The sequence below is a fragment of the Enterococcus sp. 3G1_DIV0629 genome, from assembly GCF_002141285.1.
GTDB classification, from domain to species: Bacteria; Bacillota; Bacilli; order Lactobacillales; family Enterococcaceae; genus Enterococcus_B; species Enterococcus_B lactis.
Map to the genome: position 1 here is coordinate 479,240 of NZ_NGLI01000001.1, position 18,327 is coordinate 497,566.

Sequence of the window (18,327 nt, forward strand, 5' to 3'; positions counted from 1 at the left end):
AATAATCGATGCTCAATCAGCTGGTTCTCGGCATTCCAGAAGTAGATTCTCTAGTAATTTTATCTTATTTTTTGAAGCTGCTCCCTTTTGTCATAACCTTTTTGTATACCGTTTTTCTTATTATATGCGTTAGTTCTAAATAGGTTTTTTTATCGAATTTTACCGGATCTGCTTGTTGTCCATATATTTCTGCTTCATATTGAGCAGTTAATCGAATGAAACGTTGATCTAGATCGAATGTTTGTTCTATTCGTTGGCTGTATGCCTGCAAAGATTCTGCGGGTTTGCGCGGTACCAGTGTTTCCAAATGGTGGAGAAGTTTTTGATACGCAACCGCATTAGTAGAAGCAAAAAAATGAAGATAGATAAGATAACTTGTCCAGCGCAGAGATTTTCTAAATAACAATAGAAAGAACAACAAGACGGATAAACACACCCCAAGGCTGAATAAGACGATTTTATAAGACGGTGTGAGTGTCGTGTTATCTGACGAAATAGCCTCAGGTTTCTCACTGGAAATAGTTTCTGCTATATTTTCGCTTTCTTTTGGTTGTTCTTCAGCAGAGTGGACGATTTCTGTTGTTTCAGCGGCTGGTTGTGAAATAGTTGGATTGGCAAATGAAGGGGTTGGTTCAAATGGGAGCCAGCCAAACCCAGGAAAGTACACCTCTGGCCAAGAATGAGCATGACTATTGAGAATGCTGTATTCCTCATTTCCTTGCTCATCTGTTCCTGTTCTAATCCCATCCGTAAACCCTTTTGTCCACCGAGCAGGGATGCCTAGCGTGCGAAGAAGGACGACCATAGCAGTTGAAAAGTTGTCACAATAGCCGATTTTTGAATCGAAGAGGAAATAATCTACATAATCGCGTTCTTTAGGCGTATGTCCGGTATCCGTTTTGGAATAGCGAAAATTCCCGCTTGTTTTCAAATACTGTTCGACAGCTTCGACTTTACGAATTAAAGTTGCTTCATTTTTGGTCAATTCGATCGCTAAGTCCTCAATACGTTGAGGCAAACCTTTCGGCAACTGAAGATTTGTCTGTTGATTTTCTAAATCATCGGCCTCTAACTGACTGCTTTTTAATTCTTCTCTCGTAAAAGCTAATCTTTCTGTTTGTAAGGACGCCAATCGCGTCGATTCATTCGGGACAGGGATGAATCGTTGGCTTTCAGGCAAATAGTAAAGCGTTTGTCCACTGGCTAATGAAAAATCAGTCAAGGTAGTATTTCCATAAGGATAAGGTAAGAAAGCTTGGTTTTTTAGCGTCAATGTAATGTTTTCTTTTTCTTCCATAACTGTTTGGTAGCTTGTGATATCAACAGGAAATTCTTGGATTGGTTGGATGGGTGCATCCGGATCTTCTACCCATCCAGAACCGGTATAATGATTCTTATTTTCTATCTTCCAATAGCCGTTTACTTTCTGGTTCGCTGTAAAAACAACTTCGCCATTATCATACAATGGACCACCAAGTTGTTCATCATTTTCACTGAAACCCGTTCTGGCACTTCCGGTTAATTGGTACTCATGGAGTGTGTCATAAAGCCCCTCATCATTAAGATATTCTCGGATCGGTTCACTCGTTTCCTCAAGAGATTGGTGTACTTTTGGGAGATATAAAGGCAAGATGGCGCTGAAAGTGAACAAACAAATAAGCAGGATCGTAGTAAACGACTGGAATCGAGCGTTTCCCGACAACAATCGGATGGAGAAAAATTGCCTTGCTGCCAAATATACGCATAAAACAGCTACTACCGCAATCATTTCGTACAATAGTTCTTTTTCCCGAAAAACGGTAAGCATCATGAAGTAACCCATCAACGCAAGAAAGGGTGCATACCAATAGTCGTAATCCACGGTCAAAGTAATAAATAAATAGATCAACAACAATATAAGAAAAAAAGCTGTCTTTTCTGGTAAATAATGAAGTTTACCTTGGGATAGATGGAAGAATTCCTCTGTAACTGACGAAAAAAACTGTAAGACCCATAATAAAGAAAATATCTTTGAAGGAAAATAGGTAAACAAGCAGCCAATCATTACTGGCAAAGAAAGCAGCAATCGTACCCATTTTTTAGGAATACAGCAGACAATAAGACATAGGATACCAATAGTTAGGATAAGAGGGTAGCTGTTTTGCAATTGATTAGCTGCTACAAATATCGGAGCACCTACACTTAGCATCATAAAGGAGTAAACGCCACGCAGGTATTTTTCCCATTTAATCGTCAATCCATTCACCTCCTGGCAGTGAACATACCTTGTCTTTTTCTTGGATCATGATTTGTTTTTCTGCGAAATAAACAAGATAGACCGTTCGATCTTTCGACAATGTTTCGACAGCTTCTGAGACTTCAGGAGAATGCTCAGGAATAAAGAGGACGATTTGTTTTTTTGCCTGTTTTTTCAAGTGTGCCAAAAAAGTTTTCTCATCTCCAGCGTTCAAAGAAGCAAAATAGGTATATCCAGGATCTTTGCCATGAAAGATACGGTCGCCTAATATCAGAAGTTCTGGCTGCTTTTCTTTTCTCAGATGCCATAAAGAAAAATACAAATCTAGCAGATGGTCAAATTTCAAGCTAGGTGAACCCCAAAAGCAAAGAAGCGGAGAATATTCTTCTTCTTGATACTCGTAATCGCGATATAACCACTCTTGACTATGAGCAGACAATTTCCAATCGATTCGGTTAAAAGAATCGCCGGGGCGATAAGAGCGATGTTCTCGAAAATCAAGACCTTTTTGATACGCGTTCAGCTGTTGTTTTTTTTCCAGAACTCTCTGCAATGTTTCTGCTTGAGTCTTATGAAAAGCAGGAAGAACAGTCACAGGAAAAGAAAGCTCCCTTCTTGTCCTTTTTCTAAAAAGTCCTAGACTATCATAGGCTGTAAAAATGACGGTTAATGCTTCATGGAACCCTCTCTCTTTTGGTTGCCAAAGTACTTGGACTTCTTGCGGTTTATTTGTAAGGATCAATATTTCTTGTTTTTTTTCTGCAAAGATCTCTGGAAAGACGATCTGTAAACGAGGGAGAGGGAAAGAAAAAGCTCTCTTTTTGGCTATAGAAAAAATAACCTGTATACTTTTTTTACGATAAACGACTGGCTGGACTGTGCAAGTAACAGAAAGTTTCTTTAGAAAGGTGCTTAATGAAAACACACTCCATGATACATAAAGAGTAAAAAAGGCCAATAAGAACCACCCTAAAGAATTGTTGAATACAAGAGCAAAAAAGACAATGACGAAATATATCAGAAATAACACAAAATTAATGAAATAATCTTTGGCTTTTTCCATTATCTACCTCACGGGAATTGGGATTTGTGCAACAAGGGCACGGATCATTTGTGTCTTTTCGTCTTCCTTCAATGAACGATCGTAAAAAATCAGGCGGTGGGAAAAAACGAAAGGAACTAAATCCTGCAAATCTTTGGGCGTGACGTAATTTCTCCCATGGATCAATGCATAGGCTTTTGCTGCCTGAATAAAGGCAAGGCTTCCTCGTGGACTGATACCAAGCTGGATAGCAGAGTGGGTTCTTGTTGCGGATACTAACTGCAAGGCATAAGATGCCACTTCTGGACTGACAAAGACATTCGCCACACTTGTTTTTATTTCTTCTATTTCATGACTGTTCAAGACGACCTTCAAATTATCCAACACTTTTTCAAATTTATCCAAAAGTAGCAGAAGTTCGTCGTCAAAAGAAGGATAACCAATTTGTAGTCGGAATAAAAAACGATCGAGCTGTGCTTCCGGCAAAGGATATGTTCCTTCATACTCGATTGGATTTTGTGTAGCTAAGACAAAAAAATGATTGTCTAGGGGGTATGTATTGTTGTCGATCGTTGCATGATTCTCTGCCATTGCTTCTAAAAGTGCTGACTGAGTGCGAGGAGTCGTACGATTGATTTCATCTGCTAACAAGATCGTTGTAAAGATTGGTCCCGGACGAAATTCAAACTCTTTTGATTGTGAGTTATAGACGGAAAAGCCCAAAATATCACTAGGAAGAAGATCGGGTGTGCATTGGACTCTGCTAAAGGTTCCTTGCACAGCCTTTGCTAGTGCTTTGACTAGTAATGTTTTACCTACACCGGGAATATCTTCGAACAAGACATGACCACCTGCTAGCAGGGCAACGATCATCAATTGGATAGTGGAACGTTTACCGAGGACCGCTTTTTCTAATTCTTGTATCAACTGATCGATTTTTTGTTTGGATTCTTCGATTTTAGCTTCCATTTCCACATCACCTTCTCATGAAATCACTATTTATTTTAATTGTAATGGAAGGGGATACATCCTACAAGCAAAGTGATTTTATTATGTTTTTTTAAAGTACATTCGTTTTAAAATGAGAATACAATTAAATTAAGTAAAATAAAAAATAATGAGAGAAATTTGCGTAATTAAGTAAATAGAAAGGGACTTTTTATCTTTTTAGAAAAGAGCCCTTTCTGATCAAACAATATGTTTAGAAACTAGGTGAGAGATGATCAATGAGATGGCAAAAACTATTATCAAAAAATGCACAGAATTTATTTTCACTAATCAACCTAATGAAAGATCTGATCTGGCGAAAAACGGATCTAGCTGAAGAACTGAAAATCGATGTCAAAACAGTTGATCGGCATCTAAAACGTTTGGCAGAAAGCGACTGTCCAATCCAGCTGATTCTTCATAAGAAAACCGTTCAGTTAGTTTATGATCAAGGATATAGCGAACCTTACCTCCTTTTTGTTTTTCTGATTCAATCACCACCTTTTTGTCTACTGAAAAATCTGCTGTTGAATGAACCTTATGAGCAGGAGTATGATCGTTCTACACAAGAGCGGTTGAGAAAATGGTTTGGTGAGTATCACCTTTCGTTTTCTTATAAAAAAGCGCAGATCTTTGGTTCAGAAAGAAAAATACGGTACCGGCTATTTTGTTTCTTGAAAGATTTCCCCCATTTTTTTGCAGACGATGGAGAGCAGTCCTTTTCAGAGATGTTCATCCAATTATTGAAGCAACGAAAGGATCCAGCAGAAATCGAGATTTTAGGAGACAGTCGAACCCTTTTCTTTGAGTTGTTTCCAGAATTACTTTTTAGAGAAGAGCAGATTTTGCCAATAAAAGAAAAAAATTATCTAGCGATCTTGCGCTTGAGCTGTAATCAGATTACTGAAAAACGGTGGGAACGGATAGAAGAGACACAAGACTATCGGAAATTGACGATCGTAACTGAAAAGCTTGATTCGCTGTTTTGGCTGAATAGTGAGTTTGAAAATGGAAATAAATCAAAACTGACAAAAGTACTTTACCAAGAATGGCTTCGTTATGTGATTGGTATCCATGATCGATTGGTGGAAGAAGAAGTTCGTTATTATCAGGAAACATTAGAAAAGTTTCCCAATTCCAAAGATAAACTGTATCAATTTCGTCTAGCAATCCAACAAGCACTTGCACACCCCGCAGTTGAGTGGGGAATGCTTTTACTTAAGACACTCCAAGAACGGGGCTATTTAGATGTCCATCCTCCTGAAGTGAAAATCGTCTTTTTTTTTCGTTATGAACATCAGGAAGCAAGAAGACTTGCCGGGGTACTGAACAAAACGCTAAGACATCGAAAACGGATTTCAATTCATGTCTGCACTCGAAATAAACCACCTCGTTATGCAGATCTAGTGATTACGGATCATTTTTTTCCATTAGACCATAACGAAGATCAAAAAACGTATCTGTACCATCCTTCATTTGGTATCGAAAGACTTCTTACAGATATCAATTACTGGTTAGGGAAAAACCGATAAAACCTTTGGAAAAAAGATCAAAACAAATCAGTCTATGCTATAATAAAAAGCGATTAGTAAAGGAGGAAATCCATTGGAATTAAAGAAATTAGAAGTTCCCACATCTTCGATCACAGAAGTAAAACGATCGCCGATGGATGTATTTGCTCAAGCGCGAGACGCGGGAACTGGCGTATATATATTTAATCGGGAAAAAGTAGCTGGTGTAATGCTGACCCAAGAACAATACGAAACGCTCTTGCAAGAACTAGATGTCCTTCGTCAAACAGTGAAAGAGGAACTGAAAGAACCAAAGGAAAAAGAAATACACGAAGAATCTGTCAATAAAACAGCTTCCGTCGTATCCAATGCTGAAGGGATGGAAGAGCTGGCTCAAACATTACAGCACTCGCTTATTACTGGTGTGACGATTACAGCAAAAAATCTAGATGAACGAATGGTCGCACTTGGTTTTATTACGAAAAAAACCGGATTTGGCGGGGTCGTGGATATGCTCAGCGAATTGATGAAAACCGGGAAAATCAATTACCAGCTAAGAAGAAAACCGCAAAATCGGACCATCATCGCTGAAATCATAGGGGAGCAAAACAGTCAATCCCAATTGATGGATAAGATCATTATCAAGAAAATTTTTCTACATGAATTATAAGAAAACCCTATATGTACAAAAAGAAGAAAAACAGCTTCTCTTTGTACATATAGGGTTTGTTTTTTTAGGGATGCCGTGCTTTTTTATAAGATAAGGCTACCGCCCATAATGACCCAAGGATTTGTGGAACTAAGTAAATGCCAGCTAGAATCAAAATCAGTTGGGTCGGTTTTAAAGGATGATAAAAGTACCGCCATTCAGCAAAATTGACGCAAAATAAATAGGAAGTGACAGTAGATATAATATTGGCGATAAATAAAGATAAAATACGCCTGCTTTTTTGGAAATAATATCCAGCAAAAAGAGATAAAAATATCAATGTGATGAATCCGCTTACGGAATGATAATAGAAATCAAGCAGTAAAGCGAAATGCACATAAGGAACAAAAGATAAAAGCAATGGAAGATTCTTCCAACACGTTTTTATCATATTTTGTCACCACCTAACAAGTGTTATTATTTTGTTAGTTTTATTGTAAATTGAATCATATAATAATCAATTACTTTTTCATTATTTCTAGATTAAATGAATAAACTCTCATGCCATTATCTCTAAAAAAAAAGTTTTTCCCCCTAATTTTTTTAGATAGAAAATTGTATAGTATGATGAAAGAAAAATTGGTTTGGGGGAACATTGATGAGAAGAAAAGCAGTAATCGATCGGCTTTATTTATTTTTTTGGTTTTTTCCTATCGTTTTGCTACCTTTTACATGGGTAAATGCTGTTGTGCAAGGTGCAGAGATATTAGGGCTGATCCAAGGAAGTGGATTTGTGGTTTCTAGAAATTTTCCAGCTTTGACTGTTTTTTACTTAGTGATAAGTGTAGGTCTATTACTGCCAAAATCTCTGATTAATCATTATAATTGGCAGCTGCTTTATTTTTCTTGTTTACTCATATTCACATCTATGTTTTCCTTGTTGCCTCGTATGATCATCGGCCCTAATGGTTTGAGCGAGAGCGGACTGAAGGATTCAGCGTATCCTTCCATGTATTTCTTGACCATTAAACCGTGTTTCTATTTAGTCATTGTCTCATTTATTCTTGCGACATTCTTTTACTTCTGGACAGAGATCCGGATAAAAAGTGAACGATCTGTATCTATAAAAAATAACCGTTGATGGTGGATCATCGGTAACAAGCATATGAGCGGCGGAAAACTCCTGTTTCTCATATGCTTTTTTTATTATCGTGTAAAGAATCCGAAAAACGTTTACATGATTTTTACATAACTTAACTATATTTTTACAGCAACCATACGAGGGATTTACAGTCGACTGATAAACTTTAGTTGTAAATAAGAAAGGAGCAATAAAATGAAAAAAGTATTGTTTACTCTAGGTATGATGGGAATTCTTTTAGCCGGATGCGGCTCAGGATCAGGAAATACAGATGGCTCTGCCACACAAAATAATTCAAGTGACTCAAATGAACAAGTAAAAATCGTTGCGGTAGGTTCGACAGCATTACAGCCTTTGGTCGATGCAGCGCAAGAAAGTTTTGTGCAAGAAAATCCGAATTATCAAATCTCTGTACAAGGAGGAGGAAGCGGAACTGGATTGAGCCAAGTCGAAGCTGGAGCAGTTACTATCGGAAACTCTGATGTATTTGCAGAAGAAAGAGACGGGATCGATGCCTCTAAATTAGTGGATCATAAAGTAGCAGTGGTCGGGATGGCACCAATCGTCAACAAAGATACAGGTGTCAAAGATATCACAAAACAGGAATTGATTGATATCTTTACAGGAAAAATCACTAATTGGAATGAAGTTGGCGGGAAAGATCAAAAAATCAACGTTGTGAACCGTGCAAACGGCAGCGGTACCCGTGCGACATTTGAAAAATGGGGACTAGATGGTGCCACACCTATACAGTCCCAAGAACAAGACTCATCAGGAACTGTTCGGCAGCTTGTAAGTCAAACACCAGGAGCAATCAGCTATTTAGCCTTCTCATATCTCGATGATTCCACACAAGCACTAAGTATCGACGGTGTAGAACCAAAAGAAGAGAATGTAGCGGATAACAGCTGGAAAATCTGGTCCTATGAACATATGTACACGAACGGAAAACCTTCCCCTGAAGTCCAAAAATTCTTAGACTACATGATGACAGAAGAAATCCAAGAAGGACCTGTCAAAGAATTGGGTTATTTACCAATCACAATGATGGAAGTAGAACGTGATCACGAAGGAAATATCAAATAACTAGCAGATAAATATCCTACAGTTATTGTGACTATCAAGGAAAAATCAACTATGTTTCCCCGCATATAGATTTTTCCTTTAATTGAGAAAAAGAGCGACGACATAGAACTGTCGTCGCTCTTTTTTTGCTATATGACAGGAATGAAAGGTGTATGCAAGCTTAATATGAGGAACACTTTTCATATCTGTTCTATACTGGATAGGAGAAGTTTGTAAATATCCAGAAAACGAAATTGATCGAGGTAGCCACATGAAGAATAAATGGACAAATCGAAGTAAAAAAAAGAAAAGAACACAAAAATCATCTGACAAAGTTATCCGTCTTTTTCCCTCGTATAAAGAAGGATTGACAGCAGAACAAATTAAGGAACGAATAGAAAAAGGTGCAGCAAACGATTCAGTCGATCCCACATTCAAAACAAACCAGCAAATTATATTAGAAAATATTTTTACGTATTTCAATTTGATCTTTCTTATCTTAGCCATTTTGCTTTGCCTAGTAGAATCTTATAAAAACTTGACCTTTTTACCAGTTATCATAGCCAATACAGGAATCGCTATCTTTCAGGAAATTCGATCCAAAAAAATCTTGGATGAATTGAATGTGTTGAATACAGCAAAAGTCAATGTCATAAGAGAGGGGATAGAACAAACAGTAGATGTAGAAAATCTTGTATTAGATGACATTGTTATTCTAGAGACTGGACATCAGATTCCAGCAGATGCAGAGGTCGTGGAAGGAAAACTGCAAGTCAACGAGGCTTTATTAACAGGTGAAGCAGATGAGATAACCAAAGAAATAGGTGATCCATTGATGTCCGGCAGTTTCGTTGTTTCCGGAAAAGCTTACGCCCGATTAGACAAAGTCGGAGCGGATTCGTATATTTCCCAATTGACAGTCAAAGCCAAGACAATGGGAGAAGGAGAACAGTCGGAGATGATTGCTTCTCTTAATCAATTGATCAAATGGATTGGGATCATCATTATTCCTATCGGTATTCTGCTTTTTTCTCAAAGTTACTTTTTTAATGGAAACACGATGAAAGAAAGTGTCGTCGCAATGGAAGCAGCATTGATCGGTATGATACCTGAAGGACTGTACTTGCTAACAACGATTGCATTAGCATTAAGTGCGACTAAACTAGCAAAGCAAAGAGTTCTTTTACACAATATGAAAAGCATTGAGACATTGGCAAGAGTAAATGTCCTTTGTGTAGATAAAACAGGAACGATCACAGAAAACAAAATGTCTGTCCAAAAAGTGATTGTCTCTAAAAAACAAGAAATAATCAGCCAATCAGATCAACTGGAAGAGCGCATTGCTGACTATGCAAAAGCGATGGCAGGAGATAATGCAACAATGGAAGCTGTCAAAGAATACTTTACAAAAACCACTGATCAATCCTATCACCAGGTCATTCCTTTTTCATCTGTCCAAAAATTCAGCAGTGTAGCGTTGGAAGACAAGGTATATGTTTTAGGAGCACCCGAAATGGTTTTGCGAGATCAGTTGTCGGAATATGCGGAAGAGTTTGTTTCTTTCGCTGAAAAAGGCTATCGCGTGTTGGTCTTTGGTGTGTACGATGGGATTCTTGAAGAACCAGTATTAACGGAAGCAGTCACACCATTAGGCTATATTCTGATTGCTAATCCTATCAGAAAAGAAGCAAGAGCCACATTCGATTACTTCAAAAAACAGCAAGTAGCCATCAAAGTGATTTCTGGAGATAATCCGCTCACTGTATCTAATGTAGCTGTCCAAGCAGGGATTTCACATGCTGATCAGTACGTTGATGCGTCTAAATTATCAGAAGAAGAATATGAAGCAGCTGTCGAAAAATATACAGTTTTTGGACGCGTCAAGCCAGAACAAAAGAAAATCTTCGTTCAATTGCTAAAGCGTAACAATACAGTAGCTATGACAGGTGATGGCGTGAATGACATTCTAGCCATGAAAGAAGCAGATTGCAGTATAGCGATGGCTTCTGGCAATGAAGCCGCCATGCAGGCCTCACAAGTGGTCTTGCTTGATTCTGACTTTTCACGCATGCCGGAAGTTGTTGCAGAAGGACGGCGCGTCGTGAACAATATTGAGCGATCAGCCAGCTTGTTTTTAGTGAAGAATATTTTCTCCTTTTTGCTTTCGCTGTTTTCAGTCATCTTTGCTTTGACCTATCCTTTAGAACCATCACAGATTACATTGATTAGTTTGTTTACGATCGGACTCCCATCTTTCTTGCTTGCTCTAGAAGAAAACAAAAAGCGAATCAGAGGGAAATTCATCATGAATGTGATGGAAAAGGCTGTGCCAGGTGGACTAACAGATATGATCGTAGTCGGTGCGTTGGTAATCTGCGGGGTGACTTTGAATCTAAATAAAACAGATGTTTCTACAGCATCTACTATGCTTTTGATCGCAGTAGGGTTCCTCGTTCTCTATAAAATCTGTTCACCTCTGAATAAATTCAGAAGTCAGATCATTCTTTTCTGTGCTAGCGGTATCTTTTTTTCGGTCGTTTTTTTGCATAAACTGTTTTCAATCACCGGTATCTCAGCTGTATCGCTTTTGCTGTTGAGCATTCTATTTTTCTCGGCAGATTCGATTTTTAGGCATTTGACTACATTGGTAGAATATTTGTTTGAACGTAAAAATGAAAAAGAGCCAAAGCCGTTTAGTCGCGTAGTTAAAAAATTTCTATCGATATTTAAACGAGAAAATTGAAGAAAATCGTCTTAAAAAAGAGCAACCGCTCGTGTATCTTTCGAAGCAGGATGAGTCATCCAACTTTAAAACGCACGAGCAGTTGCTCTTTTTTACATTTTCGGAATGGTAACGGTGAAAGTCGAACCTGTTCCAAGATGACTGTCTACAGTAATCGTACCATGAAGGAGTTGCACGTAGTCTTTTACAATCGCTAACCCTAGTCCGGTCCCGCCTGAATGTCGGCTTCGCGCCTTGTCTACGCGGTAAAAACGCTCAAAGATTCGTTCCTGATCCTCAATGTCGATACCTATACCAAAGTCTTGGACAGAAAACGATAATTCATCTGTTGCCTGATAACGGATAATGATCTCGCTGTCGTTTTTTGAGTATTGGACAGCATTTTCAATCAGATTTTTGAGGATTGGATAAAGGATATCTGTTTTAGTAGTAAATGGTTCGTTCTTTCCAATCAATCGAATCGTCAACCGTTTCTTTTCGATGATTGGCTGATAATTTTGAACGATTTGCTGGAAATAAGGTTCTGTATAAATCGTCTGGATCTCGTAAGAATTCTCACCGTCTTTTGACAGCTGGATGATTTCCCGAATCAATTTATCTAACCGAATCGCATCTTTTTGCATGATCTCAAGAAAAGAAGTCAGAGTTTGCGGGTCCTCTTTTGCACCATCCAGTAAAGTCTCGGTAAAACCAATCAGTGAAGTCACAGGAGTTTTTAATTCGTGAGAGACGTTGCCAACGAAATCCTTTTGTAGCTTTTCTAAACGTCGCACTTTCGTTAAGTCATACGCCACCCCTAGAATCTGTCCGGTACCTTCTGAATTAGTAAAGTAGCGCAAACTCAAGTCTAATGTCTGTCGTCCTTCAGTGATGGTGATCTCCTGATGGATCAGCGGATGCTCAGGAGTCACTTGGTGAATCAGCTGAATGAGTTTTGGCTCTTGGATGACTTCTGTGTACCGTTGTTCGGGTTCATAGCTTGTCACGTTTAAATGCAACTGCATCTTTGGATTAAGCAGTAGCAAACGAGAATCAGCATCATCAATCAGGAATACGCCTATCATCAGTTCATTTAATAATGTGTACAATTGTTCTTCTGTTGTAGTATACGCTCGATACATCTTACTCATTTGTTCGCTCAGCGCATTGATTGTTTGATACAATTCCTCCCATTGGTCAGGTGTCTGCATGATTACTTCTGCTTGGTTTGGATTTTGTACCATTTTTCTAAGAACAGGCAGGACAGTTTTCAAAGGCTGATTTTTTTGGTAGATCAGGTAATAGATCATTCCTGCCAGAACAAGGAAGAAAGACAGAAAGAAGAAAAAGACCCAACGGCGAAAACTTTCCGTTCTCGGTAAAAATCCGCTTGTCGGTTCTGCGATACGTAAAATGGCTTCTAACTGGCCTCCTTTTTTGACTGGTAATGCGACGTATAAAAGATCCTCATTCAAAGTAGTACTTTTACGCAAAGCGCTGCCTAGGTTCCCACCATTCAATACAGCTTTTATTTCTGGACGAGAACTTCGCTGTTCATTCAATGTTTCATTGTTTGTGTCAAATAAGATTTTTCCATTAGCATCCATTAAAGTGATTCGTTCGTTCGACTGATGGACGAATTCTTCCAAAGCAGTTTTGTTTTGCGCTGCTTGGAGGTTTTCGACATCTAATTGCCGGATCAGTAGTTGTGCTTTTTTTGTCAGGTAGCTTTCTTGCTGTTCGACGATCTGTTGTTGGAAATAATGGGAGATCAATTGCCAACCACCAAAAAACAAACTGATCAAAAGAATAAGAAAGAAGAGACGTTCATAAACTTTTTTCCATTTCATCGTTTTGGTTCCTGAAACTTATAGCCAAATCCCCTAACAGTCACCAAGTACTTTGGATGTTTTGGATCTCGCTCGATTTTTTCTCGCAAATGACTAACGTGTACATCTACGATTCGGCTTTGTCCTGCGAAGTCAAAATTCCAAATGCGGTCTAGCAATGTGTCGCGATCGATCACACGGTCTTTTCGTTTCATGAAATAAACGAGTAATTCAAATTCTTTCGGTGTGAGTTCAATCAGATGATCGTCTACGGTGACTTGATAATTGGTCAAATCAGCAGTGATTTGTCCAATCGATAGATATTCAGGCTCAGCTTCATCTTTTGATTGCTTACGAGGTTCGATCCGTCTGAATATGGCTTTCATACGGGCTAATACTTCACGTGGACTAAATGGTTTGGTCAAATAGTCGTCAGCACCTATCTCCAGACCAATGATCCGATCCACCTGATCATCTTTAGCCGTCAGCATCAAAATCGGTGTTTCATTTTTTTCTTGACGCAGCCGCTGAGTAATCTCCATGCCATCCATCGTTGGAAGCATCACATCTAAAATGATGAAATCAAATGATTGTTCTAATGCTAATTCTAATCCTTCGCCTCCATCTGCGGCACTGGTTACCTTATAGCCTTCTTTTTCCAAATTGAACGTCAAGAGCGTCACAATAGAAGGTTCATCATCAACAACTAGTATTTTTTTCATTCAAATCTCCTTTAAATAGGTTTCATTCTGTTTATATTTTAGCATAGAATCAGTACAAGGGGCTATTTTACAAAAGAAATAAATGGTATAATAGGAAGGCACTTTGCTGAATAGAAAGGAAGAGCAGTCAATGATTGGAATCAGTGCATGTTTAGGCGGTCTAGCCTGTCGCTATGATGGACAGAAAAAAGAAGTACCAGAATTGATGGAACTAGTTGAAACTGGCGAAGCTGTCATGGTCTGTCCAGAAGTAATCGGCGGATTGCCTATCCCTAGAGATCCTGCTGAAATCATTGGTGGAAATGGGTTCGATGTGTGGAAAGATCAAGCAAAAGTATGGACGACAAGCGGCGAAGATGTAACGGAAGCGTATAAAAACGGCGCGATTAAAGCATATCAAAAATTGCAGGAAAAACACATTGATCTAGTCATTATGAAGGAAAAAAGCCCTTCATGCGGAACCCATTCGATTTATGATGGAAGCTTTTCCGGAATAACAAAAAATGGCGCCGGAGTGGCCACTGCTTATTTTATTCAGCAAAAAATGACTGTGCTCTCTGATGAAGAATGGCTGAAAACTAGAGGTGAGCAGAATGGAAATCGAAAAGACCAATCGAATGAACGCGCTCTTTGAATTTTATTCGACCTTATTGACAGAAAAACAAATGAACTACATGGAGTTATATTATGCAGATGATTTTTCATTAGGTGAGATCGCGGAAGAATACGAAGTAAGTCGTCAAGCAGTATATGACAATATCAAGCGGACAAGCAAGATCTTGGAGGATTATGAAAAAAAACTCCATCTCTTCTCTGATTATATTGTCCGAGAACAGATATTGGAAAAGATGACCGCATATATTACAGATAAGTATCCGGAAGATAAAAAACTGCTTGAATATGTACAACAAATTCAAGCAATCGAAGAATAAATAAAAGGAATGAAGAAAATATGGCATTTGAAAGCTTAACTGAACGTCTCCAGCAGGCGATGGGAAAACTAAGAAAAAAAGGAAAAGTATCAGAAGCTGACGTAAAAGAAATGATGCGGGAAATCCGCCTTGCCTTACTAGAAGCCGATGTTAACTTGCAAGTAGTCAAAGACTTTACTAAACGCGTACGCGAACGTGCGGTAGGGGCAGAAGTGCTGGAAAGTTTATCACCTGCACAACAAATCGTAAAAATCGTTGATGAAGAATTAACAATCACACTTGGTTCTGAAACAGCAGAGTTAAATAAATCACCAAAAATACCAACTGTTATCATGATGGCTGGTCTACAAGGGGCAGGTAAAACAACTTTTACCGGTAAATTAGCGAATTATTTAAAGAAAAATGAAAATGCTCGTCCGCTCCTAATCGCAGGGGACGTATATCGACCAGCAGCGATCGACCAATTGAAAGTATTAGGTCAACAGCTAGATGTTCCTGTATTTGACATGGGAACAGAAGTCAGCCCGGTAGAAATCGTTCGTCAAGGGATGGAGTTAGCAAGAGAAAAGAAAAACGACTATGTATTGATCGATACGGCAGGACGTCTGCACATCGATGAAACATTGATGGATGAGTTGAAACAAATCAAAGAATTGACTCAACCAAATGAAATCTTGCTGGTTGTCGATGCCATGACTGGTCAAGATGCCGTCAATGTAGCTGACAGCTTCAATCAGCAATTGGGTATTACTGGAGTCGTCATCACTAAACTTGATGGGGATACTCGAGGCGGGGCAGCACTATCGATCCGCTCAGTGACAGGCGCACCAATCAAATTCATCGGTTCTGGTGAAAAATTGACTGACTTAGAAGTATTCCACCCAGATCGTATGGCTAGCCGTATCCTTGGTATGGGTGATATGCTGACACTGATCGAAAAAGCGCAGCAAGACTATGATGAGAAAAAAGCGGAAGAACTTGCACAGAAGATGCGGGAAAACTCATTTGATTTCAATGACTTTATTGAACAACTCGATCAAGTGATGGGGATGGGTCCACTGGAAGATCTAATCAAAATGATCCCAGGAATGAATCAAGTCCCTGGAATCGAAAACGTCAAGGTAGATCCAAAAGACGTCGAACGCAAAAAAGCGATGGTTTATTCTATGACACCAGCAGAAAGAGCAAATCCTGATCTGTTGAATCCAAGCCGTCGCCGCCGAATTGCTGCCGGTTCTGGAAACAGTGTGGTTGAAGTAAACCGAATGATCAAACAATTCAAGGAATCAAGAAAAATGATGCAACAAATGTCCAAAGGGGATATGAACATCCCAGGTATGGACCAAATGTTTGGTTCAGGCGTCAAAGGAAAACTAGGCAAAATGGCGATGAATCGAATGATCAAGAAAAATAAGAAGAAAAAGAAAAAACGGAAATAAGATGGAAAAAACAGCTTCGGTACAGACAGAAAATGTCTACTGCCGGGGCTTTTCTATCAGCAATTTTTATTCTTTACTGATACAATTACTCTAAACGAAGAGGTGGCACAGATGAGATGTCCGTGGAGTGAACAGACAGAAAATATGCGGCAATATCATGATACTGTCTGGGGTGTTCCTGAATATGATGACCAAAAGCTGTTCCGAAAATTGATGCTCGACATCAATCAGGCAGGATTGAGTTGGCAGACGATTTTAAATAAAAGTGACGCATTCGATGAAGCGTATGATCAATTCGATATCCAAAAAGTCGCAAATTATGGAGAAACAAAAATGAGCGAACTAATGGAAAACAAAGGAATTATTCGGAATCGCAGAAAAATCGAAGCAGCTGTCCAAAACGCTAAAGCAGTCTTGAAGATTCAAGAAGAAATCGGCAGTTTTTCTGAGTATCTTTGGTCGTTTTCTAATGGAAAAATCGTTGATTCCTCTTATCATTCACAAGAAGAAGTCCCGACAACAAGTCCTCTTTCAGATGAGTTAGCAAAAGATCTAAAGAAAAGAGGATTTAAATTTATTGGCAGTACGACAATCTATGCTTTTTTAGAAGCAGTCGGGATCATCAATGATCACCTTGACAGTTGTTTCCGTAAAGAAGAGGTCGTACGTATCGGCAGAAAATAAAGAAAGGGCGAATAAAGCATGCGAAAAATCATATTTTATGGCGCTGTAAGTTTAGATGGTTATTTGGCAACGAAAACGGATGATCTTCAATGGCTTTTTGACACTCCGACAGGTGAGCAAACCACTTATGAAGCTTTTTATGAAACAATCGATACGACCATCATGGGCAGGAAAACTTATCAGGAAGCAAAAAAATATTTGGAAACCGGAGCAATTTATCCAGAGAAAAAGAATTTCGTTTTTTCCACTAACGTACAATTACAATTGCCAGATGCTGAGGTCGTACACGAAGAGCCTATTGCTTTTCTAAAAAATCTACAAATGACAGAAGGAAAAGATATCTGGGTCGTGGGTGGAGGTCGATTAATCAAACCGTTAGTAGAACATCAAATGATTGATGAATGGTATATCCAGATTGCCCCTGTATTATTAGGGGACGGAATCCCTTTATTCCAAAAAGGAACCTATGAAGCACGTTTTGAATTGCTAGATACGACACGATTCGGTGAATTTATCGAATTACATTATGTACGAAAGTAGAAGTAAATAAAACAAAAGGAGCGTGAGACAAAAGTGTTCTTTACTTTTGTCTCACGCTCTAAACACATATAAACGGCGGAAGCAGAAGCGACTCCTTCGGAAATAAGCTGAAATTCACAAAAATTTGAAAAGCAATTTTCGTGAATTCCTTCTTATTTCTTGGAGTTAAACGCTTCTGTCCCAGCCTCTTTTTTTATTATTGTTCTGATTTTATTCTGCTAATTTGTTAGAAAAATCTAGATACGCATCTAAAATCGTTTGGAAGAAACTTAATGTTCCTTCAACGATATTGCCGTTTTCATCAATTAGATTCGCAACGTTTCCGATATATGCTTCCGGTTGTTGCAAGGTTGGCACATTCAAAAAGACAAGTGATTGGCGTAGATGGTGGTTTGCGCCAAAGCCGCCGATCCCACCTGGTGATGCAGTAACGACTAAACCTGGTTTATGATCCCAAACACTGTGTCCATAAGGTCTTGAGCCTACATCTAAAGCATTTTTCAATACTGCTGGCACAGAGCGGTTGTATTCAGGAGTAACGAAAACGACACCGTCTAATCCGCTCACTTCCTCACGAAAACGAGTCCATTCAGCAGGAGCTTTTTCTGGGGTTTCAAGATCCTCATTGTAAAATGGCAGATCATCGAATTTTACAAATACACTTTCGTACCCTTCAGGAAGCAATTTCGCAAAAGCTTCTGCTACTTTTTTGTTGTAAGAATCTTTTCTTAAACTACCAATAAAAAATCCAATTTTTTTTGTCATACGATTTTTCCTCCTTCAAACTATCTATAATAATCTTACAAAAAATAAGTAACTGGAGCAAAT

At 38.7% G+C, this 18,327-nt stretch carries 17 protein-coding genes; 10 read left to right on the forward strand and 7 right to left on the reverse strand.

The genetic code is table 11. The annotated features are described in order from the left end of the window. Positions 1 to 64: 64 nt before the first annotated feature. Genes A5816_RS02380 through A5816_RS02390 form a run of 3 tightly spaced genes read right to left on the reverse strand, consistent with a single transcriptional unit; the run spans position 65 to position 4,247 of the window. Positions 65 to 2,236, reverse strand: coding sequence for a transglutaminase domain-containing protein (locus tag A5816_RS02380; protein WP_086310595.1), 2,172 nt, complete (start codon positions 2,234 to 2,236; stop codon positions 65 to 67). Beyond that, complete coding sequence (locus A5816_RS02385) at positions 2,226 to 3,299, reverse strand: DUF58 domain-containing protein (protein ID WP_086310596.1); 1,074 nt, start codon at positions 3,297 to 3,299, stop codon at positions 2,226 to 2,228. The genes A5816_RS02380 and A5816_RS02385 overlap by 11 nt, the downstream gene beginning before the upstream one ends. Before the next feature lie 3 nt (positions 3,300 to 3,302). Then, on the reverse strand, positions 3,303 to 4,247 hold the full coding sequence (locus tag A5816_RS02390) for a MoxR family ATPase (RefSeq protein ID WP_256925975.1): 945 nt from the start codon (positions 4,245 to 4,247) through the stop codon (positions 3,303 to 3,305). 257 nt (positions 4,248 to 4,504) lie between these two features. On the opposite strand from A5816_RS02390, the gene A5816_RS02395 reads away from it, so the two are divergent. Further along, positions 4,505 to 5,797 (forward strand): hypothetical protein, encoded by a 1,293-nt coding sequence (locus tag A5816_RS02395; RefSeq protein WP_086310597.1) that lies wholly within the window; start codon positions 4,505 to 4,507, stop codon positions 5,795 to 5,797. Positions 5,798 to 5,870: 73 nt separating this feature from the next. Next, positions 5,871 to 6,446: a hypothetical protein gene (locus A5816_RS02400; protein WP_002291618.1), complete on the forward strand. Its 576-nt coding sequence runs from the start codon at positions 5,871 to 5,873 to the stop codon at positions 6,444 to 6,446. Positions 6,447 to 6,510: 64 nt separating this feature from the next. Here A5816_RS02400 and A5816_RS02405 read toward each other — a convergent pair whose 3' ends face one another. Then, positions 6,511 to 6,876: a hypothetical protein gene (locus A5816_RS02405; RefSeq protein WP_002313555.1), complete on the reverse strand. Its 366-nt coding sequence runs from the start codon at positions 6,874 to 6,876 to the stop codon at positions 6,511 to 6,513. 207 nt (positions 6,877 to 7,083) lie between these two features. Between A5816_RS02405 and A5816_RS02410 the strand changes: the two genes are divergently transcribed. The 3 genes from A5816_RS02410 to A5816_RS02420 all read left to right on the forward strand — a co-directional run bounded on the left by A5816_RS02410 (position 7,084) and on the right by A5816_RS02420 (position 11,374). Then, a complete protein-coding gene (locus A5816_RS02410; protein ID WP_002291615.1) occupies positions 7,084 to 7,566 on the forward strand; it encodes a hypothetical protein in 483 nt (160 codons plus the stop codon). A gap of 195 nt (positions 7,567 to 7,761) precedes the next feature. Continuing rightward, entirely contained in the window at positions 7,762 to 8,652 is an 891-nt protein-coding gene (locus A5816_RS02415) for a phosphate ABC transporter substrate-binding protein PstS family protein (RefSeq protein ID WP_002320320.1), read from the forward strand. Between the two features lie 250 nt (positions 8,653 to 8,902). Further along, a complete protein-coding gene (locus tag A5816_RS02420) occupies positions 8,903 to 11,374 on the forward strand; it encodes a cation-translocating P-type ATPase (protein ID WP_086310598.1) in 2,472 nt (823 codons plus the stop codon). 92 nt (positions 11,375 to 11,466) lie between these two features. On the opposite strand, the gene A5816_RS02425 is transcribed toward A5816_RS02420, so the two are convergent. Continuing rightward, complete coding sequence (locus A5816_RS02425) at positions 11,467 to 13,203, reverse strand: ATP-binding protein (RefSeq protein ID WP_086310599.1); 1,737 nt, start codon at positions 13,201 to 13,203, stop codon at positions 11,467 to 11,469. Next, entirely contained in the window at positions 13,200 to 13,904 is a 705-nt protein-coding gene (locus A5816_RS02430) for a response regulator transcription factor (RefSeq protein ID WP_002291606.1), read from the reverse strand. Before A5816_RS02430 ends, A5816_RS02425 begins: the two co-directional genes overlap by 4 nt. A 130-nt stretch (positions 13,905 to 14,034) precedes the next feature. On the opposite strand from A5816_RS02430, the gene A5816_RS02435 reads away from it, so the two are divergent. The 5 genes from A5816_RS02435 (at position 14,035) to A5816_RS02455 (ending at position 17,499) form a co-directional block, all read left to right on the forward strand. After that, entirely contained in the window at positions 14,035 to 14,538 is a 504-nt protein-coding gene (locus A5816_RS02435) for a DUF523 domain-containing protein (RefSeq protein ID WP_002291604.1), read from the forward strand. After that, on the forward strand, positions 14,498 to 14,836 hold the full coding sequence (locus tag A5816_RS02440; protein WP_002291603.1) for a putative DNA-binding protein: 339 nt from the start codon (positions 14,498 to 14,500) through the stop codon (positions 14,834 to 14,836). Before A5816_RS02435 ends, A5816_RS02440 begins: the two co-directional genes overlap by 41 nt. 20 nt (positions 14,837 to 14,856) lie before the next feature. Beyond that, positions 14,857 to 16,275 (forward strand): signal recognition particle protein, encoded by a 1,419-nt coding sequence (gene ffh, locus A5816_RS02445; RefSeq protein WP_002291602.1) that lies wholly within the window; start codon positions 14,857 to 14,859, stop codon positions 16,273 to 16,275. Between the two features lie 111 nt (positions 16,276 to 16,386). Further along, positions 16,387 to 16,959, forward strand: coding sequence for a DNA-3-methyladenine glycosylase I (locus A5816_RS02450; RefSeq protein WP_086310600.1), 573 nt, complete (start codon positions 16,387 to 16,389; stop codon positions 16,957 to 16,959). 18 nt (positions 16,960 to 16,977) lie between these two features. Next, entirely contained in the window at positions 16,978 to 17,499 is a 522-nt protein-coding gene (locus A5816_RS02455) for a dihydrofolate reductase family protein (protein WP_086310601.1), read from the forward strand. A gap of 210 nt (positions 17,500 to 17,709) precedes the next feature. Here the strand turns inward: A5816_RS02455 and A5816_RS02460 are convergent, their stop codons facing one another. After that, complete coding sequence (locus A5816_RS02460) at positions 17,710 to 18,264, reverse strand: NADPH-dependent FMN reductase (protein ID WP_002290264.1); 555 nt, start codon at positions 18,262 to 18,264, stop codon at positions 17,710 to 17,712. Positions 18,265 to 18,327: the final 63 nt, after the last annotated feature.